Origin of the sequence: Kordiimonas sp. (assembly GCF_965216265.1) — a bacterium.
Classification (GTDB): Bacteria; Pseudomonadota; Alphaproteobacteria; order Sphingomonadales; family Kordiimonadaceae; genus Kordiimonas.
In genome coordinates this window covers 2,288,348-2,305,671 of the sequence record NZ_OZ244153.1, presented here as the reverse complement: position 1 = coordinate 2,305,671, position 17,324 = coordinate 2,288,348, and the positions used below count along the sequence as shown (strand labels likewise).

General features: G+C 45.6%; 11 protein-coding genes, 2 pseudogenes and 1 other annotated feature. All 13 genes and pseudogenes read right to left on the bottom strand.

Annotation, left to right across the window (positions count from 1 at the left end; all coding sequences use genetic code 11):
* Positions 1-81: 81 nt before the first annotated feature.
* Positions 82-1,304: pseudogene (locus ACOOGA_RS10635) on the bottom strand (IS3 family transposase).
* Positions 913-1,029, bottom strand: a sequence feature (AL1L pseudoknot). (Overlaps the previous pseudogene by 117 nt.)
* A gap of 50 nt (positions 1,305-1,354) precedes the next feature.
* Positions 1,355-2,575 (bottom strand): glycosyltransferase family 4 protein, encoded by a 1,221-nt coding sequence (locus ACOOGA_RS10630; RefSeq protein ID WP_420428678.1) that lies wholly within the window; start codon positions 2,573-2,575, stop codon positions 1,355-1,357.
* Entirely contained in the window at positions 2,572-3,837 is a 1,266-nt protein-coding gene (locus ACOOGA_RS10625; RefSeq protein WP_420428676.1) for a heparinase II/III domain-containing protein, read from the bottom strand. The genes ACOOGA_RS10630 and ACOOGA_RS10625 overlap by 4 nt, the downstream gene beginning before the upstream one ends.
* A 350-nt stretch (positions 3,838-4,187) precedes the next feature.
* Positions 4,188-6,335 carry a bi-domain-containing oxidoreductase gene (locus ACOOGA_RS10620; RefSeq protein ID WP_420428674.1) on the bottom strand — a complete coding sequence of 716 codons (2,148 nt, stop codon included), beginning with the start codon at positions 6,333-6,335 and terminating at the stop codon, positions 4,188-4,190.
* Between the two features lie 11 nt (positions 6,336-6,346).
* Positions 6,347-7,159, bottom strand: a complete 813-nt coding sequence (locus tag ACOOGA_RS10615) for a formyltransferase family protein (RefSeq protein ID WP_420428672.1) — start codon at positions 7,157-7,159, stop codon at positions 6,347-6,349.
* Positions 7,134-8,645, bottom strand: a complete 1,512-nt coding sequence (locus ACOOGA_RS10610) for a hypothetical protein (RefSeq protein WP_420428670.1) — start codon at positions 8,643-8,645, stop codon at positions 7,134-7,136. The genes ACOOGA_RS10615 and ACOOGA_RS10610 overlap by 26 nt, the downstream gene beginning before the upstream one ends.
* 91 nt (positions 8,646-8,736) lie before the next feature.
* Positions 8,737-10,044: an O-antigen ligase family protein gene (locus tag ACOOGA_RS10605; RefSeq protein ID WP_420428668.1), complete on the bottom strand. Its 1,308-nt coding sequence runs from the start codon at positions 10,042-10,044 to the stop codon at positions 8,737-8,739.
* 82 nt (positions 10,045-10,126) lie between these two features.
* Positions 10,127-11,029, bottom strand: a complete 903-nt coding sequence (locus ACOOGA_RS10600; protein WP_420428666.1) for a methionyl-tRNA formyltransferase — start codon at positions 11,027-11,029, stop codon at positions 10,127-10,129.
* A 320-nt stretch (positions 11,030-11,349) separates the two neighbouring features.
* Positions 11,350-11,611, bottom strand: a pseudogene (locus tag ACOOGA_RS10595) (IS3 family transposase); the annotation flags it as partial.
* Between the two features lie 77 nt (positions 11,612-11,688).
* On the bottom strand, positions 11,689-13,626 hold the full coding sequence (gene asnB / locus ACOOGA_RS10590; protein ID WP_420430665.1) for an asparagine synthase (glutamine-hydrolyzing): 1,938 nt from the start codon (positions 13,624-13,626) through the stop codon (positions 11,689-11,691).
* Positions 13,626-14,681 carry a glycosyltransferase family 4 protein gene (locus ACOOGA_RS10585; protein WP_420430663.1) on the bottom strand — a complete coding sequence of 352 codons (1,056 nt, stop codon included), beginning with the start codon at positions 14,679-14,681 and terminating at the stop codon, positions 13,626-13,628. The genes asnB and ACOOGA_RS10585 overlap by 1 nt, the downstream gene beginning before the upstream one ends.
* Positions 14,682-14,749: 68 nt before the next feature.
* Positions 14,750-16,042 (bottom strand): hypothetical protein, encoded by a 1,293-nt coding sequence (locus ACOOGA_RS10580; RefSeq protein WP_420428664.1) that lies wholly within the window; start codon positions 16,040-16,042, stop codon positions 14,750-14,752.
* 32 nt (positions 16,043-16,074) lie between these two features.
* Positions 16,075-16,857 carry a hypothetical protein gene (locus ACOOGA_RS10575; protein ID WP_420428662.1) on the bottom strand — a complete coding sequence of 261 codons (783 nt, stop codon included), beginning with the start codon at positions 16,855-16,857 and terminating at the stop codon, positions 16,075-16,077.
* Between the last annotated feature and the right edge of the window lie 467 nt (positions 16,858-17,324).

Genomic DNA, 17,324 nt, shown 5'->3' with positions numbered 1-17,324 from the left:
TAATTTATAGCTTGTTCTACAATGCTTGCGTATTTGATGGCCTGAACCGCCCCGGGGTTGCCGGAGGCAGTTTGGTTTAAGTTAAGCGGCCATGGGGCGTTCGTCCAGTATGGCGTAGTAGTTTCTCTCAGCCTCCGCAGGTGGAATGTTGCCGATTGGCTCCAGCAGGCGTCGGTGATTGAACCAGTCGACCCATTCAAGCATCGCAAGTTCAACCATCTCAAATGACCGCCACGGCCCTCGCCTGTGAATGACTTCCGCCTTGTAGAGGCCGTTGATCGTCTCGGCGAGTGCGTTGTCGTAACTGTCACCGACGCTGCCAACCGATGGCTCAATACCTGCTTCTGCCAGGCGTTCGGTGTATCGGATCGAGACATACTGGCTGCCCCGGTCACTGTGGTGGATAAGGCCGCCTTTTCATGCTGGTCTGCGGTCATGCAGAGCCTGTTCAAGTGCGTCCAGCACAAAGCCCGTATGTGCCGTCCTGCTGACCCGCCAGCCAACGATGCGCCTGGCAAACACATCAATGACAAAAGCTACATAGACAAAGCCCTGCCATGTGGCGACATAAGTGAAGTCCGACACCCACAACATGTTGGGTGCCGGGGCGTGGAACTCGCGGTTTACCTGATCAAGCGGACAAGGGGCTGACTTGTCGCTGAAGGTAGTGCGAGCGGGCTTGCCACGAATGACACCTTGCAGACCCATCTCGCGCATCAGACGCTCGACTGTGCAGCGAGCCACATGAAAGCCCTCACGGCCGAGTTGACGCCATATTTTGCGGACACCGTAGACCAGAAAGTTCTCCTCAAAGACACGGGCAATCTCGGGCTTCAGCGCCATGTCACGCTGTGCCCTTGCTGACAGTCGTGACGGATCACGGCGACAGGCCTGATGGTGGTGGTATGTGGATGGGGCAACCTGCACCACACGGCAGATCGGCTCGACCCCATACATATCCCTGTGCTCATCGATAAAGCTGATCAGCGTTTGAACGGGCGGACGCGCTCTGTCTGGGTAGAATAAGGCAATGCCTTGCGCAGGATATTGTTGGCTTGCCTCAATGTACGGTTCTCGCGCTCAAGCGCCTTCAACTTCTCGGCCTTCTCAGCGGCACAAAGGTACGCTTGCCGCTGTCCACCCGGCCCTCTAAACCTATTCATGAAGCATCTGCGAGCATAGCCGTTGGCGGCTAGCGATGAAATCGAGGCACTACAGGAGGTATGCTCGCCTTCATGATCCAATACCATCAGGATCACCCGTTCGCGAACCTCAGGTGAAAATTTGCTCAAAGTCTTGCTCATAATGGTTCCTTCCACTCAGAAGTTGGAACCTCCGGCAATCCCGGGGCGGTTCAATATCCAGTTCTCGCCAGCAATTCTATCCGGTCAATCATCTTCTTGGCCAATTTTTTTCGGTCATATTCTGACGCCAGTTTTTCCCCACCCGCCGATAAATCTTCCTGCAGTTCAATATTATTTTTTAGCCGCTTCAAGGTCTTCAGAAATGACACTTCATTTTCGGGCTCGAAATATATCCCGGCTTTATAGCCTTCTACAATCTTACGCGCGAGTCCATCCACTCCAAGTAAGATTGGCTTCTGCATCGCTGCAGCCTCGAAAATCTTCGAAGGAATCACGGTCTTAAATGTCTCGGACTTCCGCAATGGCACAAGAACAGCGTCAAGAGCGGCCAGATAGTAATGCACCTGCTCCTTTGCAACCGGATCGTGAAACGTCACATTGGAGAGGCCCAGAGCCTGAACTTTCTCCACTACAGCTGACTTTCTTGCCCCGCCTCCCAAGCAGAATATATGAATCTCCGGATCATCAACCTTTGCCATAGCATCTACAACGAATTCCAGATTATGGGCCATACCATGGGTGCCAATATAGCCGACCAGAAACTTGTCCTGCAGCCCCAACTCTTTTCGTAATTCGTCATTACGCTCACAGGCAGGAAAAAGGGTCGTGTCAACCCCGTTAGTAACCACATGCAGTTTCTCGGGATCAATACCATAATCTTCCAGCCGTTGCTGAAAGGCGTCGGTTACAGGAACGATCAGATCTGCGTTGCGATACATAAACTGCTCCATCCACTCAAGGAAGCGAACACTGGGCCCCTTTTCCATTGCTCCGACGGTTACAATCGATTCCGGCCACAAATCCCTGAGTTCAAAAACCCAGGGTCGCCGTTTCAGCATTGACAAAACGTAACCGGTGCAAGTCGTAAAAAACTGAGGCGATGTCGCCACTATGACATCGACTTCACGGAACAGCCCCGCCCAAAACGCCATCATAGCAAAACTGACATAATCGAGAATTCGTTTGGTGAACCCGGCATTCGCAGCAATAAAGCTCCAAACTCGAACAACATGAATCCCGTCCATCTCTTCTTTCTGGATCAGTTTGTTCCGATATCCTGGAAACACCTTGCCTTGTGGAAAATTCGGCACGCATGTGATCACTGTTACATCGGCACCCAATCTGACCCATTCTTTGCAGTGCTCAAAAGTACGAGACGCTGGAGCATTCACCTCTGGCGGAAAATTGTCAGTGATAAAAAGAATTCTCATAGAAAAATGTCGGTTGAAAGGTGCTGATCAAAATAGACATCAATACAATGTGCCTCAATCCTTGTATTAAATTCCGGTGCATATTCATAGAGAGTAATCTCGACCCGGCCCTCACCCGAAAACACAAAAGTCACGCCACCAGCTTGAACTTTTCCATCTGACACTGCTGGTTTAATATCAGGATGAAGATGAAACCGTGCCACAGCCAGACATTTTGGTCTACCTTCCAGCACATCCTCAAGATGCAACCTTTTGCTGTCAAACTGGAAGGATCTGTGATGAATAATCCCATTCGAACTAAACCCGTTATGGGAAGCGGTCACGTTGTTCTTGGTTACCTTGCGCTCCAAAATCCGAGCCCTACGGCCGACACGAAATGTACCCCAGACTTCGCTCTGCTCATGTTCGCCAAGTTGCACGGTATTATGGGCTGCTGTTGATCGCTCGACCGTTCGGCGAGTCCCGACCTCATACGTTGACGTACCGGTATCAACGACCACCGGCTGGCCGTAGGCAAACATTTCGAAATTGAACATATCACAATGGGCATGGCCTGGAATGTAGTCCGGTCCGATCTGCCCGGCGTCACCCCAAAAGCTATAATTTTCGCCATCATACCTAAAATAACCACTGGCTGGCAGATCCGTAAAAGCAACCTCCTGCTTTTGTTCCCATTTTACACCGAGACGCAAAGTATAATTCTTCAGTTTCTCGAATGTCGGACATAGACCGTAAGCTGCGTCATTGAAAAGAGGCGGCAATCCATCTGGCCTCGTCATGATCTTAAGCCAAGCCATAGCGCGTTTCGCAGTTTCGACCAACAAACGCGGGACTTCCTGTTCATAGGTCTTAAGAATGTTTATAATATCCAGAAGATCTTCGGTTAGAGTGGCATGGTAGGTGGTGCTCAGTTCAAAATGGGCACCATCTGAAAGAAACTGTTCAACAAGTTGTTCTTTAATTATCGCCATCCCCTTCTGGTACCATGCGTTAGGTAGGGGGCCTTGGAGGAAGAGCCCAGCAAAAACCAGCGCCTTTGCATTTGCAAAGAGGTGATTGCCGCGCAAATGATACTCAACGGTCCTAGATAGAACATGTGACTGTTGGCAGATACTATCCCAAAGCCCCGGAACGAAGGTGTTAGTCTCTAACTGCCATTTAACCAAATTTACTATTCGAAGAGATAGTGTATAGGGCTCCCAGCCATTACCCAAACGGAATGGGTTATCCTCCATCCAATGACTCACAAAAGTGGCTTTCAAGGCATTAGGGGTTGCCTCAGCGCAAAGTCCGTCATGATAATGGAGATTATATAGCCACAATTTTGGCAGCTGAGAGTTGTTCCATATTTCAGGGCGCTTGATCCTTCTTTCTTGGTTCAGAAAAACAACCCGAGCGTCTGGAAAAATTGTTTCTGGTGTTAGAATCGGCTGAACGAACTTTTTATTTGCCGCACAAGTCCCAGTCCGTTGAAAATCGAGCGGTTTACAATAGACGAATCTTCGAATAATCCTGTTAATAATCTGGGATAACTTTATGAACCTTAATGTTCGCCAATAAATTCCGACATAACGCAACAATGAACTTCCCCGAGAGATCAGGACATACACAATCAGGCATTTTCAATGAGAGCCTTAGCCTTAAGACTCGCTCGTGATACCTGCATTAAGTCGTCAAAAGGTATAGGGGACAATTGCTGCTCTTTGACAGCCTTCACAAAAGCTGCACAGCATTGCTCTTGTCCTTTGTCTTGCTTTAGTAACCAAGTATTCAAACCAACCCCTCCAAATGATTTTAACTTTCGATAATTTTCTAGCAGGTGTACTTTACCGTTCTGAAATACTTCTATCCGCTCTTTGGGGTACGACTTATTACCGTTCGCAAAATAGTTCACAGTGGCTATACTGCCGTTGTCAAAACCGATCGTTATCGTCGCAGTATCATAAAAGTTAGGCTCACAATGAGTCATACCCTTAGCTTGAACTGAGACAATTGAAGCGCCCGCGAGATATTTAGCTGCATCAATAAAGTGGCAGGCTTCCCCCACAATTCTACCGCCACCAAGCAAAGTGTCATGGAGCCAATTATCGGCAGGCAAATAGCCAACATTACAACTATAAATGATACTCATGGGTTGTCCCACAGCAGCAGTAGTTTTTTTCAGAGCTTGCAGTAATGACGAGAACCGACGATTAAAACCCACCATCACAATTGGGGGAACATCAACCCGCGACGCGGCGGTATAGGCGGCTTCAATACGATCAAGATCTGCTTCCTGTAACGCTAGCGGCTTCTCCACGAACACGCTCTTACCCGCCTGTAGCGCCTGAACAACAAAATCAGCGTGACTATAGTGCTGTGTCGCGACCACTACAGCATTAGATTTCTCATCTGAGAACACTTTTTCGGTTTCTGTTGTTGATATTTGGAATCCCAATTTTCTGCCAACATAGCTACCTGACACGCCTCCTTCAGAAGCAACGATGTTTAGCTCAGCCCCTGCTTTGGCAAATTGGGGCAACAAAATGCGACCTGCGTAATTTCCAGCACCAATAGCATTTAAAACAACTTGACCACTCCTTTTGGTTAAAGACTTTTTTGGTTTTGTTTCCCCTATAATTATACTTCGCACAGGAGGAGTATCATCAACCTTGTTGTATTCAATAATAGTTGCTAAAGCGTGGCCGTTATCTAGCATATCTTTGTATGCTAAGTTTGCATCTGTGATATCGTACCGACTCCCAATTAAGTCCTGAAAGCAAATTTTCTTTGTCTTAAGAAGCTCAAGAATCGCGCAAAAATTTCTCTGTTCTGTCCACCGAACATAGGCAATAGGATAGTCTATACCTGCGGACTCATATGACTTGTCATACCTGCCAGGCCCATAGGAGCATGAAACTTGCAACGACAATTCTTTCTCGAAAAGAACATCGCGTGGAATCGAGACCTTAGTGACCCCAACTTGCACCAACGCAGCTTTTTTTCTACATAACGACGCACCAAATTCCATTGGTGTACTCTTCTTGCTAGCAGCTGCAACCAAAACCTGATCAAATCCATGCCCCGCTGTATATCTGGATAATATTGTCTCGATAGAAGAGTTCGATCCGTTTTCTTCAGCGTCGAATCCCAAGCTGCGTGCAAATCTTACTTTATCTGAATCAACATCAAAACCAACAACACGACAACCACTGGCCTTTGCAATCTTCATCACAATCAGGCCTATCAGGCCTAAGCCAACGACTGCTACAGCATCGCCGATGTGGGCCCCTGACAGTCTGAACCCGTGCAGGCTTATCGCCCCCAAGACACTGAACACAGCTTCTTGGTCCTCCACTTTATCCGGAACCGGCGCACAAAGCATTTTGGGTACACACACAAAGCCAGCATGGGGGCCGTTGGAGACAACCCTATCGCCCACTGTGTATCCTTCAACACCCTTGCCAACTTCCACGACTATGCCCACATTTGAATAGCCCATCGCCACAGGCTGCTGTAGCTTTGACCTAACCGCATCAAATGTAGATATCAACCCATCGGTACGGGCTTTTTGAATCACTTGTTTAACTTTATCAGGTTGCTGACGCGCCTTTTCAATAAAGCCGGACTGTCCAAAGTTTAGTAGTGATCGCTCCGTACCCGTAGAAATCATAGTACAATTAGTTTTAATCAGAAGGTGTCCTGGCTTGCATGAGGGCACAGGAACAGTAACCGCTTCAACCTTGCCGTTAGACAAATCGCACAAAATTTGCTTGTTCATTTTTGATGTCTTTAATCTATTTTCTCTAAGAAGTTATTTCTCAGAAGCGTATCAACTTCTTGATGTAGTCGTTCATGCATCCGAAAATATTGGATGCCATCCTCGATTTTCTGATGCGCCACTGCCCCGTTCGTTCTCACCAGCTGTATACAGGAGTCTACTAGGAATTCTGGCATTTTCGCCTCAATTGCATTTCTGACCTGAGCCAAGGAATAGAAGTCATCAATCAACAAGTGAGAACTGTCAATAATTGGCCCCGTGTCAATTCCGTCATCCATAAGGTGTGTAGTTAGTCCGACACTACTGAAATCCCTATTCAATATCGCCCATTGGACCACGTCCATGCCCCTATACTCTGGCAATAGTCCCATATGGCAATTTACGACGCCAAACCTGGAGGCTTGGATAAGTCCAGGCCCTATTATACCTCCGCCAGTGAAGGCAATACAGTCTGGAATGTCTCCTTGGAAAAACGCCGTCACCGAAACATTATCTAGATCATCTACGAACAACAGTGGTATTCGTCGATCTTTACAAATTTTCCTCAATGACACCCGTGGAATATCATTCTCCTGCATGAAAGCGAGAATGTTTGGGCCAACGCCAATAGAGTTTTCCGCAGATCTCAATATTAGCTTTCGGTAGATTTTTCTAACGAAACGTTTTCCGTTCCTGTGCAGCTCATTCCTGAAGCGCTTTGGATTAAATAACCTTTTAACGACGACCCCTGTTATAGAGATTTCTCGACGCAAAAACAGACTCAAAACACTAGATGAGTACAAGCTAAATACATTGGGGCTAATAATAGCTACTTTCACGTCCATGCCTTGTTTTCATTAATGATAAACTGATTGCATCTTCAAAATCGAGATAAATTGAACTGTTAGCCAAATCGTCACCCTGCAAGTTTTTCAACGTAGTCTGCAAAAAAAGTGCTGCGTTTAGATAAATTCTCTTTTGAGTGCGCAGGCTCTCATATACCAAAAGAAAAGCCATGCGTTGTAAAGCATAACTTGCTGTAACCCGGCTACCGAATCTTAAAATTGCCTCACTCAACAACCGATGCCTATATACCTCCACAAAGCGTCGAGTTTTCTCCATCCACGCCTGAAAAACCTCTTTTTCACAGTTTTCCTGATTCATCATGTTCACCATCTGATGTACAAGGCTACGGAAGAGCGCATCGGAAAATTCATTTATCTTCTTTGGCGGTTTCGGTATTACCTCGGTACCAGGATTTGAGTATTTCTGGACACGCTGTATAAGATTTACCCCCTCCCCATCGTCGATAGAAAGAAAATAGGCCTTACCATCATATGCCTTTACCGCTTCAAACGAAATTGCGACCTTCTTAGAGTTTTGCTGTCCCGTCGAGAATGCAATCACAGCATTCTTTAAAATTCCTAAGGGAAGTCCGTCGTGAGGAAAATGTGCAACTTCAACCCATTTCTCCAAGTCTCTAGAAAGATAGAGGTGCGCAGATTTAGTTATGGATGCGGATCCCTTTTCTTTGGTTGTCTGCACCAAAAACACACCATCAACCAATTCCTTGGCGTACCAGACCGGCCCAGGAAATGCCCTCCCACAGGAAATTTCGCCCGTAGTTCGATCCATTTTTACTAGACGCGGCGCATTATCTGGCGAGTCCATAATCCAAACCAACTCATCTGGGGTGAAGAATAAAGACACAGTCCTCCACACTTGACTACCGTCCCCGAACCTCTTCAGACAAGCAGTAAAATCTCTTCGAAATTGATACAAGTAGCATTCCTTGTCCCCATCCCCAGTTGGGACCCAATACGTATCTGTATACTTATCAAAATATACTCCGTGGACATGTCGGATTTCATTTTCCAAAAACTCATGAACCATCTTCCAGCTTTTTCCGCCATTGGATGAGCCCCATATTGGCACTGGCCGCCTAGACCTATTTGTTCCGTATTCACCAAAAACTATATGTCCATCAGCACCAACTGCAATTCCCATATGCAGCACATTGCGACAGTTCTTTAGCCTTAATGTTTTTCTGAGTTTTCTCTCCGTGAGAGAGTAATTAAAGACATTGCTCAAATATATTATTACTAAATTCTTTCTATCGTCCGTTACCACAACATTGCATTTGTCCAGCCTAAATAGCCGCCGGAAGATACGACTCACACTCAGAATTCTGAAAACCCGAGGCGTTGGTAAACGAATTTGAAAGCTCTCGCTGTCAATATTCACGGTCACCAAGCCTGAACGGCTAAAAATCAATAGACCATCCGTTGAATGATGGACAATTTCTGCTTCACGAATTCTCTCCATCTGCATATAAAGCTATCCTGATTGACTAAGGGTTTAGTGCCATGCTCAGAACCTAAAGCTGAATAGGCGTTCTATACTCACATGCGACACGCAATGATTATGGCGGCAAACTCCCAACTTGACTGGTCGATAACATTTTCCGGCGTCTAGCGCAGAATCCTATCGCCAAAATGAACGTAAAGTTGATTGCTACCGCCGGTATCTGCAGCGAGAAATCGACAAACGAATGCATGCTTAGATAGACGACCACCGCCAAGGCTGACCTTGCCCAATGAGATGAAGAACCTAGAGAAGACGATTTTGAGCGTTTCCACAACAATACCAAAATATGGGCCCACAATAACATGATCATTGTGCCGAATGCGATCCCGAACTCTAACCAAAATTGTATATAATCGTTATGTGCCCTAACATAGTACCAACGAATGTTCTCCAATCTAAAACTCGAAAACGTCTCTGCAAACGACCAAGGATAAAAACCAAGCCACGGACGCTTCTTGAGTTGCTGCATTAGGTTTTCATATAAAACCAGACGGTTTTCCTCCCAGCCCAACTCCATAAACCGGCCTAGAAGGAATTCTCCCGAAACCAAGGTCAGGAATCCAATAAAAATCAGAAAGCTTAAAAATATCTTGAGGCTGCTTCTCCGCGAAAAACTAACAGCTGACAAGAATAACGCAGATGCAGTCAATGATAAAAAGGCCGCCCTAGACCCAGACAAAATAATGGCCGTTGAAATTACGACTAACGTCATACTCCAAAACAATGATTTAGGGTTCTGTATAAGCCCTGGCAACCAACCACCCTTTTGGTGTGATCTAGCAACATCAGAGTCCTGTCGAAAGAGAATGCTCAAGTTCAATATGACACCCAAGGATGCATAAGCTGCAAAACTGTTGCGATTCACAAATGTAGAAGAAAGCGCGCCAATACCGTGCCACTTCCTGAACCAAAGTATCATTTCCTCGCCACGAAAGAACTCCCACAACCCATATGCACTATATAGAAAGACACAAACAACTATTGCTTTTAAGATCTCTTCCGAATGTATTGCAAACCACTCATCAATTAGTATTGCAATAAACAGCACATGGTAGACTATCAACGGATAGATCAGATCAAAATTTGTATGCTTCAAAGCGAAATAATCCACCTCTAGAAGATCAGGCGAGAGCTCGACCAATGTGCGAAAAAATATCAAGACACAAAGTAGACATGCAGGCAGCAGAATGGAAAAGTCTAAATTATTGAAGTTCTTTTTTTTATGATACTGATAACAAACAGTCGAAAGACCATACACCCCTACCATGATTCCTATCATCCACATCCAGACCGGACGCGCACTGCCAAAGGGGAGAGGAGAGAGAAATACAGTAACTAAAACCAACATTCTCGCAAGATTCATTCTACTCTACTCGCCCTTACCATTATCGCATAGAAGTTGGCCATATTCGGAAAACGGTCCATATAAGCTGTATTCCTAACGCTTATTTAAATCGAGTGCCTATCGGAAATGATTTCACGTGGTCGCCTTTTGTATTTTTAACCTCACTGATAACAACGCCGTAGCCATCTCCACAACAAACAACGCTGCGACCATCTACTTTGAATATACTGCCAGGGACTCCATGTACTCTGTAGGGGAAAGCTTCCGCCCTTCCAACACTTAATCGATCTTCGCCAAAAAAGGTAAACGACTCTGGGTAGGGACTGTTAAGAGTTCGAATATGCCTTAATACTTGGTGCGCAGGATCCTGCCAACTAATTCTACTATCCTCTGGAATGCGCGTTGAAGAATAAGATGCTTGATCTGTAGGTTGGGGCTTGAGCGATTTACGGCCCTCAATAAGTTCAACGGCACATTTACCCAGATCGAGCAAAATTTGACCCTCCAGAGCAGCAATAATATCTCTTAGATACCACTTTTGATTGACCTCCAGACTCCATTGATGAGCAATCGGCCCGGTATCGATCCCACCATCAATTCGAAATAACGTCGATCCAATAACTTTATCGCCAGCTAGTAGAGACCAAATTAGGGGCGCTTGTCCCCTATAAGATGGAAGCAAGGAGTGATGTATACCAAAAACCCCACCCTGAGCCCCCGCAATAATCGACGATTTAATGATTTGATACCAGCAGAATACAAATACTATGTCACAAGGGTCTTCATTGAAATAGCCCTCCGTATCGGATGGAGAACCTGACACTTTCAAATTCAAAGATTGGCGGCGGCAGTGTGCCTGAATTTCATTGTAGGCAGACCTAGTATCTAGCCGATCATCAATTGTGACAACATATCTGATGTTAATACCAGCTTGGGATAACACTTCTAGGCAAGAGAGGCCAAAAACCTTAGAAATTAATACAGACACTTTCGGTTTGATCATTAGTCGACTCAGTCCCAAACTATAAATTGAACTGCCCCAGGGATTGCCGGAGGCGAGTTAGTTGAAGATAAGCGGCCATGGCAGGTTCGTTCAGCATGGTATAGAATTTTTTTTTCGGCCTCGGCAGGCGGACATTGCCTCTCAAACGGCGATTATTGAACCAGTCAATACACTCCAGTATAGCGAACTCGACAGCTTTAGAAGACCACCAGGGCCGCGTCTCGTTCGAACTCCACCGTATAACGAACACCTGTCGACTTACTTAAACTCCTTGCTTCATTTTTTACCAAGCAAGGTGTCTAGAAATCTGGGGGCTATTCAATATTGTTGGCTTGCCTCAGTGTACGGTTCTCGCGCTCAAGCGCCTTCAACTTCTCGGCCTTCTCAGTCGGCACAAAGGTACGCTTGCCGCTGTCCACCCGGCCCTCTAAACCTATTCATGAAGCATCTGCGAGCATAGCCGTTGGTGGCTAGCGATGAAATCGAGGCACTACAGGAGGTATGCTCGCCTTCATGATCCAATACCATCAGGATCACCCGTTCGCGAACCTCAGGTGAAAATTTGCTCAAAGTCTTGCTCATAATGGTTCCTTCCACTCAGAAGTTGGAACCTCCGGCAATCCCGGGGCGGTTCAGCGTAGTTCAAATGGCAACTGCGATCACCATCTATAATATAAAGAAGAGTCGGTGTTTTGATCAATAAATTGCCTACACCAAATTTCTACCGCCAATATGCTAAATATTAGGTACGATCCGTCTATCTTGCCTTTCTGATTTTGGTCCACAAGAGCACTGACTGCATTGGGGCAGTAGATTCCTCTTTTTCGAAAATCATTTGAGTTAAGATAGTCGCCAACCAATTCGCGCAGCTCGTGACGCACCCACCGCCTAATTGGAGCGCCGAAACCAGTCTTTTTCCGATAGATGACGCTCTTTGGAAGTTCGCCCTCCATTGCTTTCTTGAGAATCCATTTCCCCTGAAGCCCCCTCAAGAGAAGATGATCAGGAATGCGGGCCGCAAACGAGACAAGTTCCGGGTCCAAGAAGGGTACTCGGACCTCAACACCTGCCGCCATAGACATTTTGTCAGTATAGAGTAAATTGTGATCACCAAGAAAATACCGTTGCTCAAGAGCCAACATTTTGGATAGCCTACTAGCGCTGGGGCTCAAGCCCGCTGCATAATCATCGATCTCCTGCCCTAAGCCTTCATTTTCATGCTGCCAACATAACTCGTTGTATTCCTTTGTATACAGTTGTCTGATAGTATTCTCACTCGACCACTTAAAATAGTTACTGAGTCTACCATCGGCTTCGTTGCTACGAGCTATTTCAAGGAACTTAGAAACTCTGCGAACAAAGCCGTCCTTGTGGGGCAAGTATTTCCAGCCATTGTACATACCCGTTCTAAGGAATTCAGGAAGCTGCTGCCATAGACGTTCTATTCTGAGAGCAGTATGGCGACGATAGCCAGTAAATATGTCATCACCGCCAGCGCCGGAAAGAAGTACTTTTACTCCCTGTTTCGCAGCTATTCGACAGATATATAATACATTCAAGGCTGCTGGGTCAGCAATTGGCTCGTCAAGCATATATATCATTTTCTCTATGTCTGAAGCCAAATTTGTTGAGTCTACTGGCACAATGTTTAAGGGAACGCCTAAATGCGCTGCTACTTCTTTTGCAAAAGGTAGATCGTCCTCGTCACCCTCTTCCCCCCCTCCCATCGGGGCTATTGTGAAACACGGTATAGAATTTGTATGCTTCCTTGCTAAAGCCACAATAGAACTGGAGTCCAACCCACCAGAAAGAAAGGCGCCCACAGGGACATCGGAAACTAGTTGCTTCAAGACAGCCTTTTCCAACAGCGCCTTAATCTGCAACCTACAGGTTTTGTTTGAAAGTTGCACCTTCGGAACTCTTGCAGTCTCAGGCTGATACCAATTCCAGTATTTTGATATCTGCCCCTTCTCAAAAACTAGCGCCGATCCGGGATTAAGCTTCTTGACACCTTTAAGTGGTAGATCGCTGCTTGGGGACCACAGAAAACGATGATAATTGTGAACGCTGGCTACATCGAGTTCGGGCTTGCTTTGCAACAGCGGCAAAAGTCCCTTCACCTCACTACAAAATGCCAGAGTAGAATTAGAATATGAAAAATAGAGAGGCTTAACACCAAAACCATCCCTAGCCAGAAAAAGCCGCTCGGTGCGCGAGTCCCAAATCGCAAAGGCAAAGATGCCATCCATACTGGAAAGCATTTCCATGCCCATGCTGAGGAATAGTTTCAATACTACTTCAGTGTCAGATTCTGTCTGAAAACAAGCACCCTCTGTTATGAGAGTTGCGCGCAACTGCCTATAGTTATACAATTCTCCATTGTAAACTAATACCACGCCAGTTTCATTGTCGATGATTGGCTGGTGCCCCCCATCCGAGATATCCAAGATTGACAATCGGGTATGGCCAAGGAATATTCGCTTAGTTTCGTCTTCAAAGATGCCCTTGTCATCTGGGCCACGATGCTGTATCCGAGCGACCGACGCACGAAAATGTCTATTGTCGCCTAGACCAGCAAAACCTACTATGCCACACATTAGCACTGACCTCGTGTATAAAATCGCAACAAGCGCCATGTTTGGTTCGCAGTCTGGCGCCAGTCATACCCCCTAGATTGATAAAGAGCTTTCTTGGCCATGGCGCCCCTAAGGTCTTCATCAACTAACAGCTTGAACAGCTTTTGCGCAGCATCGTGTGGACTATATGGATCAAAATACAGCACTGCTTCACCTGCAAACTCCGGCATAGGGGGGTAATTGGAACAAAGTATAGGAGTTCCAGAAGCCAACGCCTCAAGAAGGATGTTTGGACAGTTTTCACAAGAAGACGCAAAGAGATTGATCGTAGCTTCACGGTATAGCTTTGGCAGTTGACTGTAGCTTGCAGCCCCTAGATATTTTACCTCTTCCTGAAGTCCTAGCTGTTCAATTCTCAGTCTAACTTTTGCACCATAAGCCGGGTACTCAGGTCCGACCAAGTAAAGCTTCTCTTCAATATCCGGCTTCATTTTCCTAAGCAAAGACCATGCCTCAACAACCTGAAGCTGAGACTTGTAGACATCAAGAATCGAAACATAGAGCACGTATCTATCACCAGACTTCTTGTCAGGTGATGCCACATTATTGCTGCGGAAGGCTTCGTTTATACCGTGGGGTATCACCGAAGCTCCACCCTCTTGTTTACCTCCCAAGAACTGATCAATAACTGACTTAGCAAATCGTGAAATAAATATCACGTGGTCTGCCTTCTTGAACGAACGAGATTGCAAAAACTTCAACAATAACAACCTTGCCCGAACATAGCCCAGAGGATATCTCTTCCGCTCCTGTGGAGCAAACGGCAGCATGTTCCGGAACGCAACAATAGTTTTGCATCGACTTTTTGCAATTTTAGGCAACATGCCCCCGGGACAGAACAAAACATCAATTGCTTCCCTCTTTATTACTCGCGAAAGCACTAACCAATACCAAAGCGCCCTACCAATTAGGTTGGATTCACCGAGACGGGTATGCCTCAACTCGATGCTATGACCCAAATTCTTGGGAAGCGGAATATCAGAGGGCAAATAGACTATAACTCTCTCCCCCTTCATTTGGTGGTAATGTCTAAGTAGATTATATATGTAAGTTTGCCCCCCGCCCCTTCGAGCTGAAAGCGCTTCTATAAGGATACGTTTTTCCAACTACTGCTCCCTACTCGCCTCTGAAACAACCCAACTATCTTTGCGAGAAAAATCAATAAAAATATAAAAACAAACTGCGGGACTAGGCTTGAGATTGTGTATCCTAAGTCAATAATCGTAAGCCCAGAAAATACATTTAGTGTCATCAGATAGGCCGCTAGTAAAAGTGCCTTTTTTCCAAGAGCTTTACACTGCAAGCCCCTTCTTAGTAACGCTGAGGCCGCAAACCAAAATGCTGATATTGTAACCAAGGCCATCAACAGCCCACAGAAAAACCCGAAATTCATCATCATCTCCACGATGATGCCGGGAGCCAAATTTGAGTACCCCTCCCAGGCATCAAAAGCATAGTCGCGTGTGAAGATAACCCCTGCTATATCTGGCTTATCGGGCCAGATGGCCCTGGGCACCAAGTTGGTAAAGCTAGTTAGAAGAGTCATTCCGTACTCTAGCTCTTCCACATCTGCCTCAAAAAATACCTCCAACGGCCTCGTGGAGTACCCAAGAATATTTGCTTGCGCGAGCAAAGCCTGAGGGGAGACAGCTATGTTTTCTAAGTCCGACCTAATAGCCCCCATTGTCAGGGCTGCAAGTATACCAAAAACACCAAAACCGTATAAAAGTCGCCTCGATACAGGCCGAGCCATTACATTAAATATAATTAGAGCATTAAGTAATATATGCAGCGTGGCTCCTCTAGATCCAGAGAGCGATACCACTGAAAGAGACAGTAATGTATGAAGAGAGTACTCCAGCCAGAACCTTCGTGTGGGAAGCACGTTTCTGGCCAGAATTATGATAAGAAAGATTCCGTTAATCCACCCCAAGCTATTAATGAAAACAAGATAAGGTCCCATCCCAGCAAATTCTACAACCCTGAGCTCCAAAAGTCTGAAGTATGCCTCAAGCCCGCCAAAGGAAAAGATGAGTGCCTGTTGGGTTGCCAGACAAAGCCCAGCATGAAGCCAGATCAAGATTCGAATGTTATTCCATTCTCCAGGCCTTTCCCTTGTGCGGACGTTTATCACTTTGACGCAAAACGTATTTTCAACATGAATAATGACTAGTGCCAAAACCAGAATCAATAGAAAGACCCAAAACACAGGGTTGGTGAGGTCCAGAAGAAGAGCCCCTAATGAAGTTAGAAAAAACTTGTAAAAAAACAATCTTGCCGGCGTTAGAGCATCCCGTCCAATGAGAATCACAAATGTAATAGGAAACAAGGAAAGAAAGAAAAAAACAAGAACTGGAAAATTTAGTTCACTATCCATTCACCGCCCCAGAGCATGAAGTGTTCCCAAAATCATGCTGCAATATTTTTTCGGCTCGACTGTATAACACGACAAACTACAACTGATGTAATCAACACAGCTACCAATGAAATCAAATACAGCGTATCTAGCATGTTGTTATGAATTAAGTAAGTAGACAATAACACAAATAAAATGACGCTAAATGACGATAATATTATGATTTTGTACGGCCAACTTACTGCGGAAGCTTTGTGACTCATGTAGGCTTCTACTAAAAGGCTAGAAAGGACCGCCGATATTGTTGCAAGTAAAATCCCAAAAACCCCCAAACAAGAAAGCCAAATATTTACGGTCGCAAAAAACACTAATATGGAAACCAAACTAGACCACAATTTTATGCTAGTCTTGAAAGAAATGATACTACCCAAACCCAAAAAATTCACCAATCCCCGCAAATATACTACTGCTATGGAAAGTGGTATCATGCTCCATGCACGTTCGTATTCGGTTGACGCAAGGATACTCAATGCATAGCCACCAGATACCACCAAAGAGAACAAAAGAATTGACCCCAGCCCCAGATATAGCTTCACAACTAAATCATAGAAGCTCTGAGGATTTTTGTCTTTTGATGTAGCCAATGACAGGGGACCCCATGCCATCTGGAATGCCTGAAGGGGCAAGGCGAAAATCATTCCTACCTTCGAAGCGGCAGCCAACAAACTCAAGTCTTGAAATGCCAGATACTTTGCTACAAAAGCCTTTTCAAAAAAAGGCATAGCTAAGCCAACAATAGTAACCATGCCCAATGGAAGCGCCAAACGCGCTGCCATGAAAAAATTTTCTTTGGTCCAGAATGAAAAACTAAATACAGGAGGCCGAAATAAGAAGCTCAGGACGAGTGGTATAATGCACGATAGAAAATAACACTGAAAAAAAGCCTTTGGAGATGTGTTCAAGAGTTTGATAGCTATGAAAGCTACAATGACTTTCGACAAGAAGCTACAACAGGAGACTATTAGGAAGGGTCCTCGCATCCTGGCGCATCTGAAATATACAGTATTAAGATTTGTCAACATCATAGCCATCGCGGAGGCAGCGACAAACGGTACAAGCTCCAAATAATCACTAAGCCCGATCATTCTGAAAACGGGCGTTGAAAAAAAAAGTGATACTAAAAGCCAGATACTTCCCCAAACTAAAACAAGAAAGTTAACCTGAGAGACGGCTATATTGCGCTCCTTGGACTCTGAATAATGGAAATAGAGCCTCAAAAGTGCCGATTCCCCACCAAACACGT

What these genes read in the sequence shown, in the direction of transcription:
- ACOOGA_RS10630 (WP_420428678.1), bottom strand. Translation starts at nt 2,575, where the DNA reads ATGAGAATTCTTTTTATCACTGACAATTTTCCGCCAGAGGTGAATGCT.
- ACOOGA_RS10620 (WP_420428674.1), bottom strand. Translation starts at nt 6,335, where the DNA reads ATGAACAAGCAAATTTTGTGCGATTTGTCTAACGGCAAGGTTGAAGCG.
- ACOOGA_RS10615 (WP_420428672.1), bottom strand. Translation starts at nt 7,159, where the DNA reads ATGGACGTGAAAGTAGCTATTATTAGCCCCAATGTATTTAGCTTGTAC.
- ACOOGA_RS10610 (WP_420428670.1), bottom strand. Translation starts at nt 8,645, where the DNA reads ATGCAGATGGAGAGAATTCGTGAAGCAGAAATTGTCCATCATTCAACG.
- ACOOGA_RS10605 (WP_420428668.1), bottom strand. Translation starts at nt 10,044, where the DNA reads ATGAATCTTGCGAGAATGTTGGTTTTAGTTACTGTATTTCTCTCTCCT.
- ACOOGA_RS10600 (WP_420428666.1), bottom strand. Translation starts at nt 11,029, where the DNA reads ATGATCAAACCGAAAGTGTCTGTATTAATTTCTAAGGTTTTTGGCCTC.
- asnB (WP_420430665.1), bottom strand. Translation starts at nt 13,626, where the DNA reads ATGTGTGGCATAGTAGGTTTTGCTGGTCTAGGCGACAATAGACATTTT.
- ACOOGA_RS10585 (WP_420430663.1), bottom strand. Translation starts at nt 14,681, where the DNA reads ATGAAGGGGGAGAGAGTTATAGTCTATTTGCCCTCTGATATTCCGCTT.
- ACOOGA_RS10580 (WP_420428664.1), bottom strand. Translation starts at nt 16,042, where the DNA reads ATGGATAGTGAACTAAATTTTCCAGTTCTTGTTTTTTTCTTTCTTTCC.
- ACOOGA_RS10575 (WP_420428662.1), bottom strand. Translation starts at nt 16,857, where the DNA reads ATGGCAGCGCGTTTGGCGCTTCCATTGGGCATGGTTACTATTGTTGGC.